This window comes from Nocardia spongicola, assembly GCF_047200775.1.
GTDB lineage: Bacteria > Actinomycetota > Actinomycetes > Mycobacteriales > Mycobacteriaceae > Nocardia.
Genome location: NZ_JBJZOO010000012.1, coordinates 102773 through 122879, shown reverse-complemented (window position 1 = coordinate 122879; position 20107 = coordinate 102773). Strand labels below are relative to the sequence as shown.

At 66.3% G+C, this 20107-nt stretch carries 18 protein-coding genes; 7 read left to right on the top strand and 11 right to left on the bottom strand.

What is annotated here, in order from left to right:
• Positions 1-131: 131 nt before the first annotated feature.
• Positions 132-632 carry a polyadenylate-specific 3'-exoribonuclease AS gene (locus tag ACL02S_RS19260; RefSeq protein ID WP_412803852.1) on the bottom strand — a complete coding sequence of 167 codons (501 nt, stop codon included), beginning with the start codon at positions 630-632 and terminating at the stop codon, positions 132-134.
• A 208-nt stretch (positions 633-840) separates the two neighbouring features.
• On the opposite strand from ACL02S_RS19260, the gene ACL02S_RS19255 reads away from it, so the two are divergent.
• Positions 841-2226, top strand: a complete 1386-nt coding sequence (locus ACL02S_RS19255; protein ID WP_412803842.1) for a class II 3-deoxy-7-phosphoheptulonate synthase — start codon at positions 841-843, stop codon at positions 2224-2226.
• A 95-nt stretch (positions 2227-2321) separates the two neighbouring features.
• On the opposite strand, the gene pknB is transcribed toward ACL02S_RS19255, so the two are convergent.
• On the bottom strand, positions 2322-4346 hold the full coding sequence (gene pknB, locus ACL02S_RS19250) for a Stk1 family PASTA domain-containing Ser/Thr kinase (protein ID WP_412803841.1): 2025 nt from the start codon (positions 4344-4346) through the stop codon (positions 2322-2324).
• Positions 4347-4471: 125 nt separating this feature from the next.
• Between pknB and ACL02S_RS19245 the strand changes: the two genes are divergently transcribed.
• Positions 4472-4840: an Rv2175c family DNA-binding protein gene (locus ACL02S_RS19245; RefSeq protein WP_412803840.1), complete on the top strand. Its 369-nt coding sequence runs from the start codon at positions 4472-4474 to the stop codon at positions 4838-4840.
• An 85-nt stretch (positions 4841-4925) separates the two neighbouring features.
• On the opposite strand, the gene ACL02S_RS19240 is transcribed toward ACL02S_RS19245, so the two are convergent.
• The 4 genes from ACL02S_RS19240 to ACL02S_RS19225 all read right to left on the bottom strand — a co-directional run bounded on the left by ACL02S_RS19240 (position 4926) and on the right by ACL02S_RS19225 (position 10614).
• On the bottom strand, positions 4926-6095 hold the full coding sequence (locus ACL02S_RS19240; RefSeq protein ID WP_412803839.1) for a phytoene/squalene synthase family protein: 1170 nt from the start codon (positions 6093-6095) through the stop codon (positions 4926-4928).
• Positions 6092-7792, bottom strand: a complete 1701-nt coding sequence (locus ACL02S_RS19235; protein ID WP_412803838.1) for an alpha-(1->6)-mannopyranosyltransferase A — start codon at positions 7790-7792, stop codon at positions 6092-6094. The genes ACL02S_RS19240 and ACL02S_RS19235 overlap by 4 nt, the downstream gene beginning before the upstream one ends.
• A gap of 64 nt (positions 7793-7856) precedes the next feature.
• Positions 7857-9440, bottom strand: a complete 1584-nt coding sequence (gene crtI / locus ACL02S_RS19230; RefSeq protein ID WP_412803837.1) for a phytoene desaturase family protein — start codon at positions 9438-9440, stop codon at positions 7857-7859.
• Between the two features lie 40 nt (positions 9441-9480).
• The gene (locus ACL02S_RS19225; protein WP_412803836.1) at positions 9481-10614 is read right to left on the bottom strand and encodes a polyprenyl synthetase family protein; all 1134 of its coding nucleotides are present in this window, start codon (positions 10612-10614) and stop codon (positions 9481-9483) included.
• A 199-nt stretch (positions 10615-10813) separates the two neighbouring features.
• Between ACL02S_RS19225 and ACL02S_RS19220 the strand changes: the two genes are divergently transcribed.
• A complete protein-coding gene (locus ACL02S_RS19220) occupies positions 10814-11812 on the top strand; it encodes a methylenetetrahydrofolate reductase (RefSeq protein WP_412803835.1) in 999 nt (332 codons plus the stop codon).
• 195 nt (positions 11813-12007) lie between these two features.
• Complete coding sequence (locus tag ACL02S_RS19215) at positions 12008-12742, top strand: hypothetical protein (RefSeq protein ID WP_412803834.1); 735 nt, start codon at positions 12008-12010, stop codon at positions 12740-12742.
• Positions 12743-12845: 103 nt separating this feature from the next.
• Here the strand turns inward: ACL02S_RS19215 and ACL02S_RS19210 are convergent, their stop codons facing one another.
• The 5 genes from ACL02S_RS19210 to ACL02S_RS19190 all read right to left on the bottom strand — a co-directional run bounded on the left by ACL02S_RS19210 (position 12846) and on the right by ACL02S_RS19190 (position 17949).
• Positions 12846-14012, bottom strand: a complete 1167-nt coding sequence (locus ACL02S_RS19210; protein ID WP_412803833.1) for a glycosyltransferase family 2 protein — start codon at positions 14010-14012, stop codon at positions 12846-12848.
• Between the two features lie 35 nt (positions 14013-14047).
• On the bottom strand, positions 14048-14788 hold the full coding sequence (locus tag ACL02S_RS19205) for an LppM family (lipo)protein (RefSeq protein WP_412803851.1): 741 nt from the start codon (positions 14786-14788) through the stop codon (positions 14048-14050).
• Between the two features lie 109 nt (positions 14789-14897).
• A complete protein-coding gene (locus tag ACL02S_RS19200; protein WP_412803832.1) occupies positions 14898-15779 on the bottom strand; it encodes a carotenoid biosynthesis protein in 882 nt (293 codons plus the stop codon).
• Positions 15776-17341, bottom strand: coding sequence for a phytoene desaturase family protein (locus ACL02S_RS19195; RefSeq protein ID WP_412803831.1), 1566 nt, complete (start codon positions 17339-17341; stop codon positions 15776-15778). The genes ACL02S_RS19200 and ACL02S_RS19195 overlap by 4 nt, the downstream gene beginning before the upstream one ends.
• Positions 17338-17949 carry a GNAT family N-acetyltransferase gene (locus ACL02S_RS19190; protein WP_412803830.1) on the bottom strand — a complete coding sequence of 204 codons (612 nt, stop codon included), beginning with the start codon at positions 17947-17949 and terminating at the stop codon, positions 17338-17340. Before ACL02S_RS19190 ends, ACL02S_RS19195 begins: the two co-directional genes overlap by 4 nt.
• A 173-nt stretch (positions 17950-18122) precedes the next feature.
• On the opposite strand from ACL02S_RS19190, the gene ACL02S_RS19185 reads away from it, so the two are divergent.
• The 3 genes from ACL02S_RS19185 (at position 18123) to mraZ (ending at position 19962) form a co-directional block, all read left to right on the top strand.
• On the top strand, positions 18123-18563 hold the full coding sequence (locus tag ACL02S_RS19185; RefSeq protein ID WP_412803829.1) for an SAV_6107 family HEPN domain-containing protein: 441 nt from the start codon (positions 18123-18125) through the stop codon (positions 18561-18563).
• Positions 18564-18688: 125 nt separating this feature from the next.
• On the top strand, positions 18689-19105 hold the full coding sequence (locus tag ACL02S_RS19180) for an SCO2097 family morphological protein (RefSeq protein WP_412803828.1): 417 nt from the start codon (positions 18689-18691) through the stop codon (positions 19103-19105).
• A gap of 425 nt (positions 19106-19530) precedes the next feature.
• A complete protein-coding gene (mraZ, locus tag ACL02S_RS19175) occupies positions 19531-19962 on the top strand; it encodes a division/cell wall cluster transcriptional repressor MraZ (protein ID WP_412803827.1) in 432 nt (143 codons plus the stop codon).
• Positions 19963-20107 lie beyond the last annotated feature (145 nt).

Here is a 20107-nt window from a genome sequence, read left to right as displayed (position 1 = left end):
ACTGCAACAGGTACAGGAACGAGCCAACGGCAAGAACGACGGCCACTGACCCTGTACGGACCACGGCCCCGAGTCGCTATGACTCGGGGCCGTGTGCTGTTATGCGGGGCGTGCCGTTATGTGGCTGAGCGTCACAGGCGCGGTGTCGCGCGCCGGGCCGCCTCGATCGCTTCGAATTTGACCAGATTGTGCCGGGCGTCGGCCAGCGCGTCATGCGCGTCCGGCGGGGTCCTCGGGAGTTCGGGACGGCCGTGCGCCTCCCAGTGCTGACGCAGCTCGTTGGTGTATCGGGGCAGCGTGGTTGGCAGATCGACCATGGAACCCCACAGCTGGCACAACGCCACATGGTCATAGGCCCCGACCCAGGCCCACAGCTGTGGTTGCACACTCGGTCGCGGCACGAGGAACGCGTACAGCTCATCGCGGATCCGCGTGCGACTCCGCCATAACGGGGAGGCGGGCGAAGGCAGCTGGGGCAATACGTACTTACGTACCCACGGGCCGGCACGGTCGGGATCGAACTCGGTGGACACCGCGTAGTACTCTCGGCCGTCCTCGCAGACGACACCGATGGAGATCAAGTCGATGGTGGTGCCGTCCTCGATGAATTCGCAGTCGTAGAAATATCTCAGCGAGATCGGTCTCTCCTCGGTGTCGGTGCCTTCGCGGCCGGGTGTCGGTACCGTCGTGGCAGGTGAAGGGTTCTCCAGCAACCTTATGGTGCATACTGGCGTCGGCCGCGCAAGGGGCCATAGGGTGGAGATCTTCGCCACGTCGGGTGGTTGCGGCGCCACCGAGACCGGGTGTTCCCGCAGGGGCGGTGATCCGTATCCTGAACTGGTGAACTGGACCGTGGACGTACCCATCGATCGCCTACCGGAACTGCCGCCGCTGCCCACGGAGCTGCGCAGACGGTTGGACGAGGCGCTGGCGCTCCCCGCTCTGCAGCAGCCTTCCTGGGATCCGGAACAGGCGGCCAAGATGCGCACGGTACTGGAGAGTGTGCCGCCGATCTGTGTGCCCGCCGAGGTGGAAGAGCTGCGCGGGCATTTGGCCGAGGTCGCCCGCGGTGAAGCGTTCCTGATGCAGGGCGGTGACTGCGCGGAGACATTCGCCGATAACACCGAGCCGCATATCCGTGGCAACATCCGCACCCTGTTGCAGATGGCGGTCGTGCTCACCTACGGTGCGAGCCTGCCGGTCGTGAAAGTCGCTCGGATCGCGGGCCAGTACGCCAAGCCGCGCTCGTCGAACATCGATGCGCTCGGTCTGGAATCCTACCGAGGCGATATGGTGAACTCGCTGGTGGCGGACCCGGCGCTACGCAAACACGATCCCTCCCGACTGGTCCGTGCCTATGCCAATGCGAGCGCGGCGATGAACCTGGTGCGGGCGCTGACCAGCGCGGGGATGGCCGACCTGCACAAAGTGCACGATTGGAACCGTGATTTCGTGGCCCAATCGCCCGCGGGCGCACGTTATGAGGCGCTGGCCGAGGAGATCGACCGCGGCCTCGCGTTCATGACCGCATGCCAGGTAAACGATCCGAGCTTGAAATCGGCTCGTATCTACGCCAGTCACGAAGCGCTCGTCCTGGACTACGAGCGCGCCATGTTGCGGTTGAGTGAGAACGCGATCGGGGAGCAGGTGCTCTACGATCTGTCCGCGCACTTCCTCTGGATCGGTGAACGCACCCGCCGGCTGGATGGTGCGCATATCGCGTTCGCGGAGTTGATCGCCAATCCGATCGGTCTGAAGATCGGCCCGTCCACCACTCCCGATCAGGCCGTGGAATACGTAGAGCGACTCGACCCGAACAATGAGCCGGGCAAGCTGACCATCGTCTCCAGGATGGGGAATACCAAGGTCCGCGAGGTCCTTCCGGCCATCATCGAGAAAGTCCAGGCCACCGGTCATCAGGTGATCTGGCAGTGCGATCCGATGCACGGCAATACCCACGAATCGTCCACTGGTTTCAAGACCCGCCACTTCGACCGCATCGTCGACGAGGTGCAGGGCTTCTTCGAGGTGCACCACGCGCTCGGCACCCACCCGGGCGGTATGCACATCGAACTCACCGGCGAGGATGTCACCGAATGTCTCGGCGGCGCCCAGGATATCTCCGATCTCGATCTTTCCGGTCGTTACGAGACCGCCTGCGATCCAAGGCTGAACACCCAGCAGTCGCTGGAGCTGGCCTTCCTTGTCGCGGAGATGCTGCGCTGAGTCGGTGCGCCCCGGCTGGAGGAGCTGGGGCGCGGCAGTCCTGGCCGCGGCGCACCGATGATCGGCCTCGCGGTGCGGGGCCGGTCCGGCTTCGGTCAGGGCAGTGCCACGAGGGTGACCGTATCGCCCGCTTCGAGGTTGGTGCCGATGGCGGGGATCTGCGAGACCACCCGGGAACCGTCCATCGGCGCGAACTGTCTCACCTTGACCACGAGACCGAGGGCCTGCAGTTTCGCGCGGGCGTCGCCGACGGTCGACCCGAGCACATCGGGCAGCTCGATGGCATTGGAGACCAGCAATACGACGCCGTCGCCGGATTGCACAGTGCTGCCCGCCGTCGGATTCGTGCCGATGACCAGATCCGTCCCGATCCGACGGTCGAACTGCCTCGTGGTTTCGCGCACCTCGATTCCGGTATCGGCGAGGATTCTGATGGCTTCGTCGGTGGATTTGCCGCGTACCTCAGGGATTTGCACCGGCTGTGATCCCTTGCTGCGGAACACCTTCACCTGTGCGCCGAGCGGCAGTACAGTCCCCGGAGCCGGTTCGACTCTGGCGAGGGTGCCTTTGGGCGCGGTGCTGGAGGCCTCCCCGGCATCGACCGGTCGCAGCCCACTGTCCTGGATCAACTGGTTGACTCGTGCCACCTCGTCACCGGGTCCGACATCCGGCACCTTGGGTTTTCCGCTGGAGACCAGGACCTGGACCGTCGAGCCCTTGGCGATCTCGGATCCGGCCGACGGGTCGCTGCCGACCACCCCGCCCACCGGGATCGTGTCCGAAGCTCGTTGCCGGATCTCGGTATCGAATCCGGCGTCCTGAAGTAGAGCGATCGCATTGTCGGTGTCCAGTCCCGCGATCGGCGGGACCGTCGAATAGCGGCCGAACCCGAGCCACCAGCCGCCTGCGCCGACCAGCAGGGTGAGAGCCGTGACGATGGCCACCCACAGCCATACCGTGCGCCGGGACGGACCAGACGTGCCGGGATAGCCCGCCGCACCGGCATAGGGGGAGTACGGTGCTCCGGGGTGTTTCTGGCGCTCCGGTGCCGGTTGGTCGCTGGTATCCGGCGGGTTGTTCCCGAGCCGGGGATGTTGCGTGGTCACTACCTTGGTGTGTTGCACAGGCTGTGGTGTGGGCTGTTCGCGCAGCGCGGCTCCGGCGCGGTTCGGTTGCCCTTCCCGATCCGGGACAGCGCGCTCTGGGGCAACGGTCTGGTAGCCGGCGCTGAGATGCTCGGCCGATTCCTCCGGCGCCGGTACACGGTAGTCGGGCAGCTGCAGCGCCATACTGATATGCCGTACCGCTTCCACCATCTCGTTCGCATCCGAAAACCGGTGCACGGGTTCGCGCGCGGTCGCCTTGGTGACCAACGCGTCGAATTCCGGCGGTACCCCGGCGATGAACGCACTCGGACTCGGCACATCGTTCTCGATACGCTGATATGCCACCGACAGGGAGGTGTCGCCGGTGAACGGAACATGGCCGGTGAGCATTTCGAAGGTCAGCACGCCGAATGCGTAGACATCGCTGCGCGCGTCGGCGGTGCCGCTGGTGACCTGCTCCGGGGACAGATAGGCTGCGGTGCCGAGAATGACGCTCGCCGAGGTGGTATTCGCCGCGGCCACCGCACGCACCAAGCCGAAGTCGGCGATCTTCACTTCCCCCGAGTCGGAGATCAGGATGTTCTCCGGCTTGATATCGCGGTGCACCAGTCCCGCCGCATGGGCCACCCCGATCGCCGCGAGCACCGGCTCGGCGACAGCACGCACCGCGTGCGGCGGCATCGGGCCGCGTTCGCGCAGCAGCTCGCGTAGGGTGCCGCCCTCGACCAGCTCCATGATCAGGAAAGGGTGTTCGCCGTCGATGCCCTGGTCGTACACCGCTACCAGCGAGGGATGCTTGAGCTTGGCGACCGAGCGCGCTTCGAGTTCGAATCGGGCAAGGAACTGCGGGTCGCCCGCGAACTTCGGATCCATCACTTTGATGGCGACCGGGCGGTCCAGGCGGGTGTCGACCCCGCGGAAGACCATCGACATCCCGCCGCGGGCGATCGGCGCATCGATTCGATAGCGCCCTTCCAGCATCTGGCCGATCAAGTAGTGTCCTCCGGCTTTCACAAAGTTCTCCCCCGCAGTACCTGCGATAAGCGAGCAGCCGCCGTGGTGCGGCCCCACGATGGTAACGACATCACCCGCCCGGGTGTCTTACGACGGGTACCGCCCGACCGTCTACCGTTGTCCGAGTGAGTGCATTTCCCTGCAGTGATGACGTCCTTCCACAGTCGGTGACCCTGGTGTCACTGCCGGAGGTGGCCGATCGGCTCGGGCTGGTGGTGACCCGAGTACATCAGATGCTGCGTGATCATCAGATGATCGCCGTGCGCAGAGCGGGTGTGGCCGGTGTTCCCGAATGTTTCTTCGATGACACCGGGGCGGTGGTGAAGCCGCTGCCCGGGCTGATCACGGTGATGCGGGACGCCAGATACACCGACGAAGAGATCTTGGAATGGATCTTCACCGAGGACGACAGTCTGCCGGGCACACCGATCGATGCGCTGCACGGTCCATTGGCCCGTGAAGTACTGCGCCGAGCGGCGGCAGAACCGTTCTGAGCCGATCCGCCCGGTTCGTGGGTCATGTGGTGTCCGGTCCTGAGACCTCGGCCGATGCCCGATCGCTCGGTACGGTGGCCGCCGATCAGTGCCTGCGTCCACTGCGCAGAGCCGCGGCGGCGAACTCGGTGGCCGCTATGCGAAGGCGGCGTCGGCGGGGGACCACGGCCCGGTGGGCGAAGACGGCATAGTCGCTGCGTTCGACATAGCGCAGGATATCGGCGTAGAGGATGGCCGCAGTGCGGATGGCCGGGCGTACGCGCGGTTCGAGCAGGTCGATACCGGGTTCGGCACGCCGGTAGATATCACGGTTGACCGCGATGAGATGGGCCAGCGCCCGCCGGACGCGCTGATCGGTGTGCCCGGTGCGGCGGCAGTGGAAGAGCAGGTCATCGGATACGCCGAACGCGGTGAGGGTATCGGCGGGCAGATAGACCCGATCACGATCGAGATCCTCTGCGATATCTCGCACGAAGTTGGTGAGCTGGAATGCTTCACCGAGTGCGGCGGCGGCCGGTTCGGCCTCGGACACCGGGACGACTGTGCCGAGTACCGGAAGCAGCTGCAAGCCGATCGCGGCCGCGGAGCCACGCATGTACTCGCGTAATTCGGTCATGGTGGCATATCGGTTCCGGAAGGTCGCCGCGCCGGGAACGTCCATCCGCATGGAATCGAGGAACGTCCAGAAGTGCCGCGTGTCGATGTCGTAGCGCTGGATGGTGTCGGCGACGGCGGTCAGGACGAGCGCCCGTTGCGGAACCGAATCCGCTCCGGCCTGCGCGTATTCCGAGGCCATGGCGCTCGGCACTGGTGTTCGCGCTGTTCGTGGTGCCTGCTCGACGCCGGCGGAACCCGGTGAACTCCGGTGATCGCGCGGTTCGACCGCGGCCCGCAGTTCCCGCTCGATCCTGTCGATCGCTTCGACGGGTCCGCGCGTAGGGGTATCGCTGCCGGATGCGCCGTCCTGCCGACCAGGATGGTCTGTGTCCTGCCGACCAGGATGGTCTGTGTCCTGCCGACCAGGATGGTCTGTGTCCTGCCGACCAGGATGGTCTGTGTCCTGCCGACCAGGATGGTCGACGACATCGTCGACCATCCTGGCGAATGCGTACAACGCGTGTACCGCGGGCCTTCGATCGGCCGACAGCAGCCGAGTGGCCAGGAAATAGGTGCGACCGTTGGCGGCGGCGATACTCCTGCATTCTCGATAGGCGCGCGGCAGCAGGGCCGAGGTCGTGTGCAGGCTGTGGGTCATGGGGCGGAAGAATACGCGGCTGCGGTGCTGCGTGCCGGTGCGGCGCGCAGCCGCAGCGGGTCCACCGTACGCAAGGACAGCGCTGCGACGACGGCGGCGAAGGTGGCCGCGGCGATATGCCAGAAGTTGTCGAAGCCGTTCGAGCCGTCCGGCTGGAAAACCAGCATGAGCCAGGTACACAGCCCCACCAGTGTCATCAGCGTTGTCGTCGACAGCGCGAATCCGGCGGCCAGTGCCAGCGGCCACGAGTAGTACCAGGGCAATGCGGCGGGTGAGAGGATGACGATCGCGACGAACGCGATCAGGATGCCGAGCACTGCCTCTCGTTCACTGTGCCGGAACCGCCACCAGGTCCAGGCCAGTATCGCGATCATGGCCAGTAAGCAGCCCATCCGGGTTACCGAGAGCACCGAATCCATCCCCAGCGGGGTCACCCAGGTGACCATATGGGCCATAACGGTCGGCAGGGAGAGCCAGTTGATGATCTTCTTCGACCCCGACAGCGCGCTCAGCCAGCCTATGCCAACACCGGCGACAGCGGAGGCGGCCACGAAGACCACCGCGAACACGCTCAGGCCCAAGCCCGCGATCTTGGCGAAGGTCAGCGCGGGGTGCGGCATGTCCTCGGTGGGTTCGGCCGCGTCGCCGGGTTGTTCGTTCGCGGGCAGATTCGCCGGGTCGCGACCGACCCGCTGCGCGGCCCGGCGTTCGCGCTCATGCAGCATCCAGATCCACACCAAAAACGGCAGCGCCACCCCGGCGGTCGCCTTGATAGCCACCCCGATCGCGACGACCACGATGCCCGCTACGTGGTGCCGTTCCAGCACCAGTGCGATGCCCGCGCACATCAGGCCGACCATCAGCATTTCGTTGTGTACGCCGCCGATCAGGTGGATCAGCACCAGTGGGTTGAGCACCGCCAGCCATAGCGCGAGGGCGGGTCTGCCGCCGAGGTGCCTGGTCAGATACGGTACGGCCCACATCATCAGCATCAGGCCGGGCAGCATGACCAATCGCATCGCGATGGTGCCTGCCACGACATTGTCGCCGGTCACGGTGGTGATCGCGCGGCCGAGCAGGAGGAATACCGGACCGTATGGCGCTGTGGTCGTCGTCCAGACCGAGCTCACGTTGTCCAGCAGGATACCGGGATTCGCCACCGGTCCGACCTGATAAGGGTCGAAGCCATCGCGCAGCAGTGCGCCCTGGGCCAGATAGGAGTAGGTGTCCCGGCTGAACATCGGTACGGCGAACAGCAGCGGGGTGATCCAGATACCGACGATGGCGCGCAGTTCGTTGGGTGTGGGTCCGGTACCGGCTCGGTCGTCCGATGCGATCAGGATACGCCCGAGCCGGACCCACGCGGTGATCATCAGCAGGACGCCGATCCAGACGCATACGGTGGACAGCGCGTAGCCGTGTCCGAAACGCAGCCAGGACAGATGCATGGCTTCCAGCAGTGGGTCACGTCGGCGCACGGCGCCCGCACCGAACCCGCCGAAGGTGATCATCACCGCGCCGAAGAATCCGAGCAGCGCGGCATGGCCTTCGGGGCTTCTGGCGAAGTCGGAGTAGGCGCGCATTCTCCACAGGAAACCATGTGCGGCGGCTGATTCGCGGTAGGGGGAGTCGGATGCTGTGTGGTCGGCGCCGAGAGTGGAACCCGGTCCTTCCGCGCGTGTTTCGGGGGATGCCATCTGGTGTTGGTTCCCCCCGAGTGGTCGGCGGTCGCAACCGCGAGCGAATAGGTCGGCGCTCAGTTTACGGCGTCGTGCGGAATGCTATCCGGCTGGTGCGCGAGGTCAGGTGTCGAGCGGGCCCGGCAGTGCCGGAAATACGAGTTGCCGCCAGTTTCCCGGAAAGCAGCGCGGTCGGCACTCCGACGCCAGGCGTGGTACCACAACCAGCGATGATCACATTCGCACTGGACCGGGGGAAATTGTTCGGCCGAAACGGTCCGGTTTGCCGGAAAAGATGCGCCGCGGAGAACGGCGTGCCTGCGAGCATGCCGTAGTCGAACCACGTCTGTGGCGTGTCGAGCCGATCGACGGCGAAGTTCTCGACGATCCCGCGATACCCCCGTGCTTCCAGCACCATAAGCAGTTCGCGTAGATAGGCTGGGCCGAGCCGGGGCCAGTCCAGGGGTGCGGCTGTCAGGTTCGGGCATGGCGCCAGCAGGGAGAACGGCTCGTAGCGTATCCCGGACCGTTCGATGAACAGCGTGGGATCGGTATGCGCTGGGCGAGTCAGCAGCAGTGAGGGGTCGCTCATCAGCGTGCCACGGCCGCGCCGTGCGGTGATCTCGGCGAAGGTACTGTCCCAGGCCCGTCCGAACTCGATGACGTGGTGTGCCTGCACCGGCCAGCCCGCTGTGACCGCGGCGGGCACAGTGCCGTGCGCGACCACCGCCGAGGGCGAGGCCCGCAGGCCACGCCTCGGTCGTACGCCGAAACGGTCGAGTGATCCGAGATCGGCGGTGAGCACGAGCGCATCGCAGTCGAAGGACCGTCCGTCGGCGGTACGGGCACGCCGCGCTCTGCGGCCCGCGTAATCGATTCCGGTCACCTCGGTGTCGAGTTCCAGCGTGCCACCCGCATCGGTGAACGCCTGTGCCAGTGCCACGGCGATCGTCCGCATACCGCCTTCGGGAAAGTAGACGCCGAGCGAGGTGTCCATATGTGGGATCGCCCCGTATACAGCGAGTGCTTCGGCAGGCGGCATACCCGCGTAGAGGGCTTGGAAGGTGAACAGGCGGGCCAGGCGTGGATCGCGTAGAAACCGGTGTATCCGGTGTCCGAGCCTGCCGAAGCCACCCAGCCGCACCAGTTCGATCAGCGCGCGGCGCTTCGCGGGCAGCCGCACCAGGTCCAGCGGCGAGTCGAAGTTGGTATCCATGAACTCGGAGAACTCGGCCGCGTAGACGCGTGCGAGCCAGTCGCGCAGCCGCAGGTATCCGCGTGCTTCGGCGGGGCCGCAGGTCCGCTCGACCTCCGCGGCCATCGCGTCCGGGTCGGCGAACAGTCTGATCTGGGTGTGGTCGGCGAACCGTGCGTGGTAGCTCGGTGCCAGTCGACGCATGCGTAGCGGGGGGACACAGGTTTCCGGACTGCGCCCGACCGCGCCGAGTGCATCGGTGATCAGCTCGGGCAGAGTCAGTACGGTGGCGCCGGAATCGATGACATAGTCCGCGCCCTGATAGCGCCCGACCCGGCCGCCGGGGTGCTCGGCCCGTTCGAGCAGTGTCACCGTATGCCCCGCGCCGGTCAGGTACAGCGCGGCGGAGAGACCGGCCAGCCCTGCGCCGACCACCACTACCCGATCGGTGGGTCCGGTAACAGTTCTCATGCCGTTCTCCTTCTCACCCGGACGTGCGCCGTCACGAGGTTCACGCGGTCCGTTCGGTCGCGGCCAGTGCCATGGCACGTAGTCGTTCTTTCGCCACCGGAGTCGCCGAGCTGGTCTCGATGGCGGCAAGGCCACGCTCGGTGAGCTCGGCGATCCGACGTTCCACCGCGTCGACCGCGCCGAGTTCGATGAGCAGCGCGCGCAACCGTTGTACCGCCTCCGCGCTCAGCTCGGTGCCGATCCCGCTGCGCAGCAGCGCGGCAACGGCGGGGGCGGTGTCGTCCGCGCGGCGCAGCGCCTCGGCAAGTAGTACGGTGCGTTTGCCCTCGCGCAGGTCGTCGCCCGAGGGCTTACCGGTCACCGCCGGATCGCCGAAAACCCCGAGCAGATCATCGCGGAGCTGGAAGGCGATGCCGATAGCGGTGCCGAATGTCCGGTACGCCTCGATCAACCCGTGGTCGGCCGCCGCGAGAGCCGCGCCGAGATGCAATGGGCGTTCGACGGTATAGGCGGCGGTTTTATACCGGTTGATCCGTAACGCGGCTTCGATCGATTCGTCGGCACCCGCCTCGCCGGTGATGTCGAGCAATTGGCCGCCGAGCACCTCGGTGCGCATGGCAGCCCATACCGGGGTGAATCTGCTGAGCGCCGCCTGCTCGAGACCGGCCGAATGCACCATGTCATCTGCCCAGGCCAGCGCCAGATCACCGATCAAGATGGCCACGCTGGTGCCGAAGTGCGCGGCATCGCCTGCCCATTCGCGTTCGCGGTGGCGCTGGGTGAAGTCCACATGCACGGTGGGGAAGCGGCGGCGGGTCTGGGAGGAGTCGATGATGTCGTCGTGGATCAGTGCGCAGGCCTGGACCAGTTCCAGTGCGGTGCAGGCGGTGAGCACTGCGTCGGCCTCCGGTCCGGTGGCATTACCACCGGCGCCGAGCCAGCCGATCCAGGCGAACGCGGGTCTTGTGCGTTTCCCGCCACGTAATACGAACTGTTCCAGCACGTCCGCGGCCTCGGCGAAGACTGGGCCGAGTCGTTCGACAGTCGCGCGACGGGTACCGAAGAAACCCGTCAAGATCTCTGCTATAGCGGTGCCGAAAGCGGGGGTGCCCGGCTGCGGCACGGTGGCGTGCGGAGTCCGGGTGCCGGTTCCGGCGGACAGGGCGGCCTCCATGGTCGTGCGGACACCTCCATGGTTGTGCGGACAGGGGACGCACGGGCCGAAGAGCGCCCGAGCGCTGTGGGTGATCCCTCAGCCGACCGAGTACGTTCGCGTGCCGATCGGCTGAGCGGACATGTCGCCCGGTCCGAAGAATACGCGGGAGTCCGAACAACCCGGCAGTGCCGTTACCGGACACCTCTAGACTGGATCGGTGACTTTCGACAACGCGCGGGCAAGCTCGCCCCTCGACCGGCCTGCCCGGACACTACCCGGTGTCTCTGGAACGCCTTCGGTTGTCCAGAGTCTGCGGGCTCATCCTGGGCGCGCGGTGCCGTTCTCGGTGGAGTTCAATCCACCGAGGGACGAGGCCGCCGAGGCGCGGTTGTGGCGTGCGGTGCGGCAGTTCGAGCGCATGCATCCGGCGTTCGTGTCGATGACCTACGGTGCGGGTGGCTCCACCCGTGGCCGTACCGTGCGAGTCACCGGTGAGCTCGCACGGGAGACCACATTGCTGCCGGTGGCCCATCTGACCGCGGTAGGGCACAGTGTCGCCGAGTTGCGTTCGCTGGTCGGCGCGTATGCCGATTCCGGCATACGCAATATCTTGGTGCTACGCGGTGATCCGCCGGATGATCCGCTCGGGGAGTGGCACAAGCACCCTGACGGAGTCTCCTATGCCGAGGAACTGGTGCGCCTCGTGCGCGATCTCGGTGATTTCCACGTCGGTGTCGCCTCGTTCCCACAAGGCCATCACCATTCGCCGGATCTGGCGACCGATACCGCGTTTCTGGCCGCGAAATTGCGCGCGGGCGCGGAGTATTCGATCACCCAGATGTTCTTCGACGTCGAGCACTATCTGCGCCTGCGTGATCGGATCGCGGCGTTCGATCCGATCGAAGGCGCCAAGCCGATCATCCCGGAACTGATGCCGATCACTTCGCTACGCACTGTGCTGCGTGCCGAACAACTCTGTGGCAGAGCGCTCCCCGCCTCCGTTATGGAGCGGTTGCGCAAAGCGGCAGGCGATGGTGTCGAGAACGCCGCGGCGGTGCGTGCCGCCGGTATCGAGATCGCCACCGAGATCGCGCAGCGGCTGATCGACGAGGGCGCTCCCTGCCTGCACTTCATCACCCTCAACTTCGCCAAGGCGACCAGTGAGGTGCTCACCAATCTCGGTTACGGTGTCATGGACGCGCCGATCAGCGCCTGACCCTACGCATCGGCAGTGCGGTCACGCACTGTGGGTGGATGCGGAAATCGCTGCGAACGTACAGGTCTCGTGCTCGTGCTCCGGCATCACCGGGAATCGGGTGCCCGCCAGGAAATCACTGTCCGCAATACGGCCTGTCGTATCCGTTTGCCGGAGTACTGTGCCCCTCGATCGTTCCGCCGATGAGGAGGTTTCGTGACCATAGTGCACCGTCTGTCCGTGTTGCCTGCGTTGTCTGTTGTCGCGACGTTGTCTGTTGTCGCGACGTGTGCGGTCGTTTCGGTGTTCGCGGGGCCAGGAGTCGCGAACGCGGCCCCTGCCCCCGTGATTCCGGCCGTCGTCGATCATGCGACGCCGGTCGCCGAGCCGGAGCAACCGCCGAGTTCTTATCAAGCCGCGCTCGACGCACTGCGCGAGCTCGGCATCGAGCCGTTCCTGTACCCGGCCGCGGCGGCGTTCTGCCGGGAGGACACCGATTTCGGTATCGCTCCCGCCCTGGCAGGGATTATTCCTGGTCCGTGGCCGAAGAACACCGTGCAGATCCCCGGTCTCGATTTGAGCGCCGTCAAGGCACAACAGGCCGTGTTCACCTTCGTGCCCCTCGGTCTTACCGCAGACGGACCGGATACCGCGGGTATGCAGGTCGCTTGGCTCAATCTGAATAACGGCCGCGGTGGCACGGCCGCGATGGGCTCGCTGCCGGAGGTCGCCGGGGCGATGATCCCGACAGCGGTTCCGCCGCAGCTGCGGCCAGAGGCCGAGCAGCGCATCCGGGACTTCCTCGTCGCAGCTCTCCCGATGGGCGGGGTGCGTGCGGTCCCGGTGGATACCGGCTCCGGTACCGTCCTGGCCGCAGTGTTCGGCTCGGTTCGCAATGGCGCCAGGTCCTGCTATTTCTTGCCGACGGTCGGTATCAGCACCGTGCCATGAGTGAATGCGGTACCAGGAGCGGATAAGCGGTTGGTCACCCGGCAGCGCTGGGCGCCTCGACGGTGCCGCGCCCGCCGGGTGTCCCGCGATATCTACCCCGAGCTCAGCGGAGCGGGCGATCTTTCCAGCGCACCGTGCCGCGGCGCATCGCCCGATGCGAACGCACCCAGAGCAGCAGGTATGCCCCTACGGACAGGGGATGTGCGAGGGCGGCGAGAAAGTCGGTGCGGTCGAGTGACCCACCGGTCTCGATGGACCGGGCCAGCAGCCTGCTCGCTACCGCGGCGAGCCAGCCGATCGAACCCGTGCGCCGGACCCGGCCCTTACCGAGGAGGGCGGCCGCGGGCGGTGCTACATAGACAAGGGTGGACAACAGCCCCACTGCGGCTCCTCCTGCCACGGTGCCCCCATAAGCCGACCAGAGCCAGCGGGTGTAGCCCGCGTCCAGTTCGGCCGCGCCACGGTACATTCTGGTGCGGGTCAGCGGCCCTGCGGCTACCAGAGCAGTGGGATATCCGGCCCGACGCAGGATACGGGCGAGCTCGAGGTCCTCGGTGCGGTTTCCCGCCACCGCCGCGTGGCCGCCCACCGCGCGATAGTGCGCGTGGTCGAACACGAGGAACTGGCCGCAGGCCACCGCGGTCGATGGCCGCGGGCTCCGCTCGGCCGCGGTGATCGGCAGGGTCGAAGCCCACGACCAGCACAACAAAGGTTGCACCACGGCCTCCGCCACCGATCCTGCCAGTTGCAGCGGCCACGGCGAGACCAGTGCGGCTCCCCGCGCGCGTAGGGTACCGACCGCTGCCGCGAGTGCCGTTGGGGCCAAACGGACATCGGCGTCCAGGAAGACCAGCACCGGTGCGGTCACTGCCGTGGTCAACCGGGCGCAGGCCGCGGCCTTCCCGGTCCACCCTGGAGGCGGGCCGGATTCGGTGCGTGACAGGGTGAAGCGCGGATCACCTGCGATCGCCGCGCGGGCGGCGGCGGTGGTGTCGTCGGTGGACGCGTCGTCGAGAATACGTACCGACAGCTCTGGTACTCCCACCTGTGCGCGCAGATCGGCGATCAGATCGGGAAGCCGGTCGGCTTCGTTGCGCGCCGGGATACAGACGGTGATCGGCTCGTGTACCGGGGCAGGCGTACCAGGCAACCGGGGCACGGTGATGCGGTTGTACAGCGCGATGCCCGCGCCGAGCACCGCCAGTGTGGCACCGCAGGCAGGCAGGATCGAGCCCGCGGATAACGGTGTCGGCCGATCGGCATCAAACATGTGCGCCACGTTATTCCGGCGTACGGGCCGAGTGCTCAGCGGTTCTGCGTCACCGAGCGCCACCAGCGGGTCGGGGAGAATCCGGTGCCGGAGGGGGTGGGGTTGCGATCCAGGTAGGCCACCGCGGCGACAATAGCGGCAACCGCGAGGGTGACACCGCCGACGATACCTGCCCAGCCCGCGAACGAGCGGGTGTTCGGGTCGGCGTATCGGACCTCGGCATGCACCATGGAGACATCACCGGGTGGAAGTTTCCAGGAGACGGTGCTGTCGCCCTCGCGGATGCCGTTGGTTCTGGCGACGCGCGCCGGGAACGCGATGGTGAATTGCACATCGGAGCCGTGCGGCGGAACGGATTTCAGATCGAACCGGCCGGTCAGACCGACCAGGTCCCCGGTGCGCTGGAACTGTAGCTGGAACAAGCCCTGGGTTTGTTCGGACAGCTGCCCGAGTTGCTGTACTTCGCCGAAGGACAGGTCGTTGAAGAACACCTGACTGCCCACATATCCGTCTTGGGTGTACGGCTCCACCCGCAGTTTCGCCGCGATCGACTCCGGCGCTTCGAGCTGGGGGCCGGTGTCGTCGGGGCCGACGGGCACCACAGCGACCACGATCCGGCCCGATACCCGGTCGTTGGACGAGACTCCCATCGATACCTGGACGCGTAGGCAACTCGCGAGCATCGGGACCAGTAATGCCGCGAGCAGGAAGGCCGCTGTGGCACGTACTCCGGTGCGGCGGGGCCGACGCGGCGGACGATCCTGGGCGGCGGGCATCATGGTGACTGGACTCGGCTGCACGGGGATATCGTGCCAGGCCGCATGGCAGGCAAGGAAACGCTGGATGCGAGACCGTGTCGGCGCATAGTGCCGAGTGCCTCGGCGGTCACTTCATGGCGCGTCCGGCTACGACCAGCAGCGGGACACCGAGCACCCCCATCCCGACGAGACCGTACCCGGCGGAGTACGGCAGGTCGAGGAATACCGCGTGCGCCAGTGCCGAACCCAGCCAGGTCCACAGGAACAGTGCGACCGGTACGGCGAGTGTGATCGCGTTCGGCCGCGCCTGCGCGCGGGGAGCCGGCGCCGTGCGTTCCCAGATCGCCAGCACTCCGGCTATCACGAGCGCGACGCCGAACCATCCCAGATAGTTCGTGTACGGAATTTGCGCGAGCCCTGGCAGCCCGGAGGTGGTGTCGCACCAGGTCCACTGCCCGTCGGCGACCATCTGCGGATCCAGGAACAGGTCCCAGCCCACTGCGCCGGTCGCGGTCAGCGCGATCCGTGACACCGTACGCCGCGACACTATTCCGGCCACTATGTACACCGGATAGATACCGCCTGTCCAGGCCGTCGCGATGAGTAGTGGCACATCGAACAGGGTTGGGCCGAGTCTGTCGGTGGCGTATGCGTAGCAGCCGAACGGCACCCCGGTCGCGACCCCGACCACTTCGGCCAGCAATCCGATCCCGGAAACGAGCACCAGGAAACCGATGGCATACCGGATTCCCCTGGTGGCAGTCGCGTGCGCCAGTGCGGCACCAGCGCACAGCAGCACGATCGTGACTGTGCTGCGGTCACGTGCGGTGCCTGTCGTGAGGGGATAACAGATCTGCGCGATCACCGCTGCGGTGAGGAGGGCGAAGGGAAGGAGGAAACGGGCCGAACGCCATCCCGATGCGGACCGGTCCGCGGTCGGCGCGCGCTGTGGTCGTGGCGGCTCGGTGCGGTCGAGGGGCGCACTCGGTACGTCGTCCCGGCCTGTCATCGTCCCAGTCTGCGGCAGAGTCCGCGGCGGCGCATATCGCGCAGTGCGAGGGTGGCGGCGCTACGGCCGCTCGTTCCGCAGACACCACCACCGGGATGGGTGGACGCGCCGGTCAGATACAGTCCTGGTGCGCCGGGGACCCGTTGTCCGGACAGCTCAGGCAGGGGTCGCCACAGCATCATCTGGTCCAGCGACATCTCCACATGCATGACGTTTCCGCCGATGAGCCCGAGCTCACGCTCCAGATCCACCGGCGTCTGTACATGTCTGCGCAGCACTGTATCGGTGAAACCTGGTGCATACGAATCGACCTCGGCGATGATCCGGTCGCTCTCCCGATGCGCCAGTGTGGCCCAGTCGCTGCCGTCGGCAGGCCGGTAGGGGTGCCATTGGGCCCACAAGGACAACTGATGTTCGCCGGGCGGCGCGATGGTCGGATCCAGTGCGCTGAAGCTCATCGCGAGCACCACCGGCCGTGGTGGTAGCTCCCCAGCCAGTGCGGCGCCGTGCGCGCGGCGCAACTGTGCGCGATCGGACACCAGGAATTGTAGGCCGTTGGCGGAGTGCGCGGCCGGACTGTCCGGATAGTGCGGCAGCCGGCTGGTGGCGACCCGGACCACCATGCCGATCCCCGGTCCGACTCGAATGCGGCGGCGCCAGTCGTCGAGGATCGCGCCGTCGAATCCGCCTGCCCGCAGCAGATCGATCGTGGTCAGCACATGGGTGCCCGCGATGACGATATCGGCACGCAGTTCGCGGCCCGATGCGGTGCGCACCCGCCAGTGTCGGCCGGTGCGCTGTAGCGCCGATACCGCATCGCCCGTGGTCACCGTTCCGCCATCGGCGCGCAGCCGCGCTGCCAGGGCTGTGGTCAGCGCGCCACTGCCGCCGACCGCGCGACCCGGCGGCAGTGTGTGCATGAGCGCGGCGAAGCCGACCATCGGCGCTGTGCCCGGTTCCGACATCGGCGGGCCGGATTGCGCGCCGAACCAGGCCAGCGCTGCTTTCAGGCGTTCGTCCTCGAAGAAGGTGTCCAGCAACGCGTCTCCGGATTGCAGGAACTCCCTGGACAGCGCGCTACCGCCGTGCGGCGCGTCCAGGCCCCAGAACGATCGCACCAGTCCGCCCGGTGTCGGACCGATACCGAAGGCTCGCATGACACGGGTACTCCGTGCCCCCCACACCCGGACGAACCGGCGATATGCCGCGGCGTCTCCGCTGCCACAGGCCGTGGCGATCGAGGCACAGGTGGATTCCAGGTCACGATGGAATACGATCGCCGGGCGGCCCACATGAGCCGGGGCGAATCCCCATGGATCACAATCCAGGTAGCGCAGCCCGAAACGGTCGAGTTCCAGTTCCTCGAGGATGCCGGTGTGGCGGATCATGATGTGCGCCGACGAGCCACGATCGACCCGATGGCCGGGGAACCGTTCGACCGTCGATACCGCGCCGCCGAGTACGTCATCGCATTCGAGTACTTCGACCCGGTGCCCGGCACGGGCGAGGTAACACGCGGCGATCAGGCCGTTGTGACCGGAACCGACTACCACTGCCGTCATAACGGCAGCCGCCGGCCGAGGATCGCGAACGGCCTGGTGTCGCCTGCGAACACGAAGTTGCGCAGCACATCGGTGAATCCTTGCCTGCGGTACAGCCGCCAGGCGCGGTTGCCCTCACCGTCGACCTCGGGGGTGGACAGTAGTACGGCCCGCTCGGTCCGGTCGCGCAGCAGCCGTTCCAGCAGCGTGGAGCCGATACCGCGGCCCTGTGCGGTTGGGTGCACATGAAGTTCGGTGAGCTCGAAATAGTCCGAGAGCAGCTCCCGCGTGGTGTGTTCCGGCAGGCCCGAACGGCGCATTCCGTTGTGCACCTGTTGGTGCCACCATTGCTGGGTGGCACCACGGTAGCCGTAGGCGACCGCGACGATGGGTGCCTTCCTGAGATCGATCCTGCCGGAATTATCGGGTAGTACGGCGGCCACCGCTTGCCAGCCGGGCCTGGTCATATGCTCGGTCCACATCGGTGCGCGATGGTGCTCGGTGCCACGCGGATAGCCCATAGCCGCCACGTATACCGCCAGTGCGTCGGGCAGCCGGGAGCGCAGGGCTGCTACGGAGATGTCGACAACGGCGGGTGCGGGAGTGTGATTGGGCTTGACGGCAGTCATGGCTCTCGTCGGTTGCGCGCGGACGCGGAAGTTTGTCAGGGGGTGTCGCTACTATTCGAGCTCAATTGAAACGTTCGAATACCTGTTCGGTTCGGGCGGTGCTTGAAGGCGGTGCGGCATGCTGCCTCCAGCCTAGAGACCCGGCCAGGGTGCGCGATGGTGGAGGGACGCCGATGTCTGGTCGAGTGGAATATCCGGGGCAGCCCGGCCGGGCCTGCACGCTGTTGGAGCGGGCGGATGGCTTGCTCATGCAGGCGGCGGGAGAACGAGATCCGCGGGAGCGGTTCCGTACCGCCTATCTGGCCGCGCTGCGTGGTGCGGGGGCGGTGATCGCGCGTACCGGTGCCGACGCCACGCCGAGGGCGCGCTCGCGGAACGCGTGGGTGCTCTTGCAGCGCGCCGCGCCCGAGTTCGTGATGTGGGCGGACTACTTCAGCGCGCACTCGGAGACCAGGGCTGCGTTGGAGGCCGGGCTCGACCGATGTGTCGACAATCATGCGGCGGACGAGTTCTTTTCGCGAGTCGGCGCCTTCCTGCACGATGTGGAGGATCTGCTCGCGGAATCGGCTCGATTGCGACCCGCGCCGGGCGGCATCGGAGGGCTGACAGCTTAGTTATCGGCGAGTAGGTGGTCTGGCCTTGTTCGAACTCGTATCATTAGTGTCGGATAGCCGCCAAGGTCGGCTATCTGCCGCCTACCCGGAGGCGGCAGCCACGTCCTAGTGCCGGGGGAGGTACCGTGCCACTCTCCGAGCACGAGCAGCGCATGCTCGAACAGATCGAGAGCGCTCTCTATGCTGAGGATCCCAAGTTCGCCTCGTCCGTCCGCGGTGGGCGACTTCGTACGACGTCGAGTCGTCGTAAACTTCAGGCCGCGGCGTTGTTCGCTCTCGGCCTGTTCCTCCTTGTCGCGGGTATCGCGGCGCCCGTGAAGCCCGGTGGCTTCCCGATCATCAGTCTGATCGGGTTCATCGTCATGTTCGGCGCCGGTGTCCTGTTGCTGCTCGGCGCCTCCAGAAGCGCCGCCAAGAACGAGCGATCCGGTAAGGGTGTGTCCTCCGGAGGCTCCGGTGGCCATCAGGGCAAGCAACGCAAGTCCGGTGGTTTCTCCGAGCGCATGGAGGATCGCTTCCGGAGACGGTTCGAACAGGAGTAGCCGGCCTCAGGCGACCGGCGATCCCGGCATAGATGGCGACGCCGCACCGTACGGTGCGGCGTCGCCATCTATGTGACCGCGGATTGTGTGTGTAGTCACCTATACCGCGGATGATCTCCAATCGAATTCCTATCTCCCCCACCTCTCCCCACACCCTTTCCCGCGTGTGTTCCTCGCCGGTTCGCAGCGCCTATACCAGGGCATTTGCTGGGTATTTTCGGGTACTCGACCGAAGGTGCGGTGCGTGTCGGCGGAACTCGTGAAAGTTCCCCACCGCAGTGATAGCTGTGATGACCTGCGGAATCGGTTGCGCCAGGAGTCGGATCGCCGCTTGTTTCGATTGAAAGTGGGGGAAAGTGGGGTAAGGTGGGGCGCGCAGTACCGAAAGGCCGACCATCGAGGTGATCGACTAGGGAGGTATCGAGATGTTTCTCGGTACCTACACACCTCGTTTGGACGACAAGGGGCGACTCACGTTGCCTGCGAAGTTTCGAGACGATCTGGCGGGAGGGTTGATGGTCACGAAGGGTCAGGACCACAGCCTTGCCGTGTATCCGAAAGAAGAGTTCACCGCGCTCGCCCGCCGAGCCGCGGCCGCGTCTCGAAGCAATCCGCAGGCCCGCGCGTTTGTCCGGGCGCTCGCAGCCGGAACGGATGAACAACGCCCAGATGCACAGGGTCGGATCATGTTGTCGGCCGAACATCGTCGCTACGCCGATCTGAAACGGGATTGCGTGGTGATCGGCTCGGTCGACTTCCTGGAGATATGGGACAAGCAGGCGTGGGAGTCCTACCTCGCCGAGCACGAGGAGGACTTCTCGCAAGCAAAAGACGAGTCACTGGGCGGGATCTTCTAGCCGCGAGTGAACGAGTGCCGCGCGGTCTCTGCCCGGGCGCGGACCCTGACGTACTTCCCCGACGCCAGGCGCCGAAGTTCGGTCAGAGACCACGAGGCATTCGTATCCGTAGTAAAAGCACTGTGTATCAAGGCAGCACCGTCTA

Bases quoted from the DNA above. Each gene is read 5' to 3' on its own strand.
- ACL02S_RS19205 (WP_412803851.1), bottom strand. From the start codon at position 14,788: ATGCCCGCCGCCCAGGATCGTCCGCCGCGTCGGCCCCGCCGCACCGGA.
- ACL02S_RS19190 (WP_412803830.1), bottom strand. From the start codon at position 17,949: ATGACTGCCGTCAAGCCCAATCACACTCCCGCACCCGCCGTTGTCGAC.
- ACL02S_RS19195 (WP_412803831.1), bottom strand. From the start codon at position 17,341: ATGACGGCAGTGGTAGTCGGTTCCGGTCACAACGGCCTGATCGCCGCG.
- crtI (WP_412803837.1), bottom strand. From the start codon at position 9,440: ATGAGAACTGTTACCGGACCCACCGATCGGGTAGTGGTGGTCGGCGCA.
- ACL02S_RS19200 (WP_412803832.1), bottom strand. From the start codon at position 15,779: ATGACAGGCCGGGACGACGTACCGAGTGCGCCCCTCGACCGCACCGAG.
- ACL02S_RS19240 (WP_412803839.1), bottom strand. From the start codon at position 6,095: ATGACCCACAGCCTGCACACGACCTCGGCCCTGCTGCCGCGCGCCTAT.
- mraZ (WP_412803827.1), top strand. From the start codon at position 19,531: ATGTTTCTCGGTACCTACACACCTCGTTTGGACGACAAGGGGCGACTC.
- ACL02S_RS19225 (WP_412803836.1), bottom strand. From the start codon at position 10,614: ATGGAGGCCGCCCTGTCCGCCGGAACCGGCACCCGGACTCCGCACGCC.
- ACL02S_RS19185 (WP_412803829.1), top strand. From the start codon at position 18,123: ATGTCTGGTCGAGTGGAATATCCGGGGCAGCCCGGCCGGGCCTGCACG.
- ACL02S_RS19210 (WP_412803833.1), bottom strand. From the start codon at position 14,012: ATGTTTGATGCCGATCGGCCGACACCGTTATCCGCGGGCTCGATCCTG.
- ACL02S_RS19235 (WP_412803838.1), bottom strand. From the start codon at position 7,792: ATGGCATCCCCCGAAACACGCGCGGAAGGACCGGGTTCCACTCTCGGC.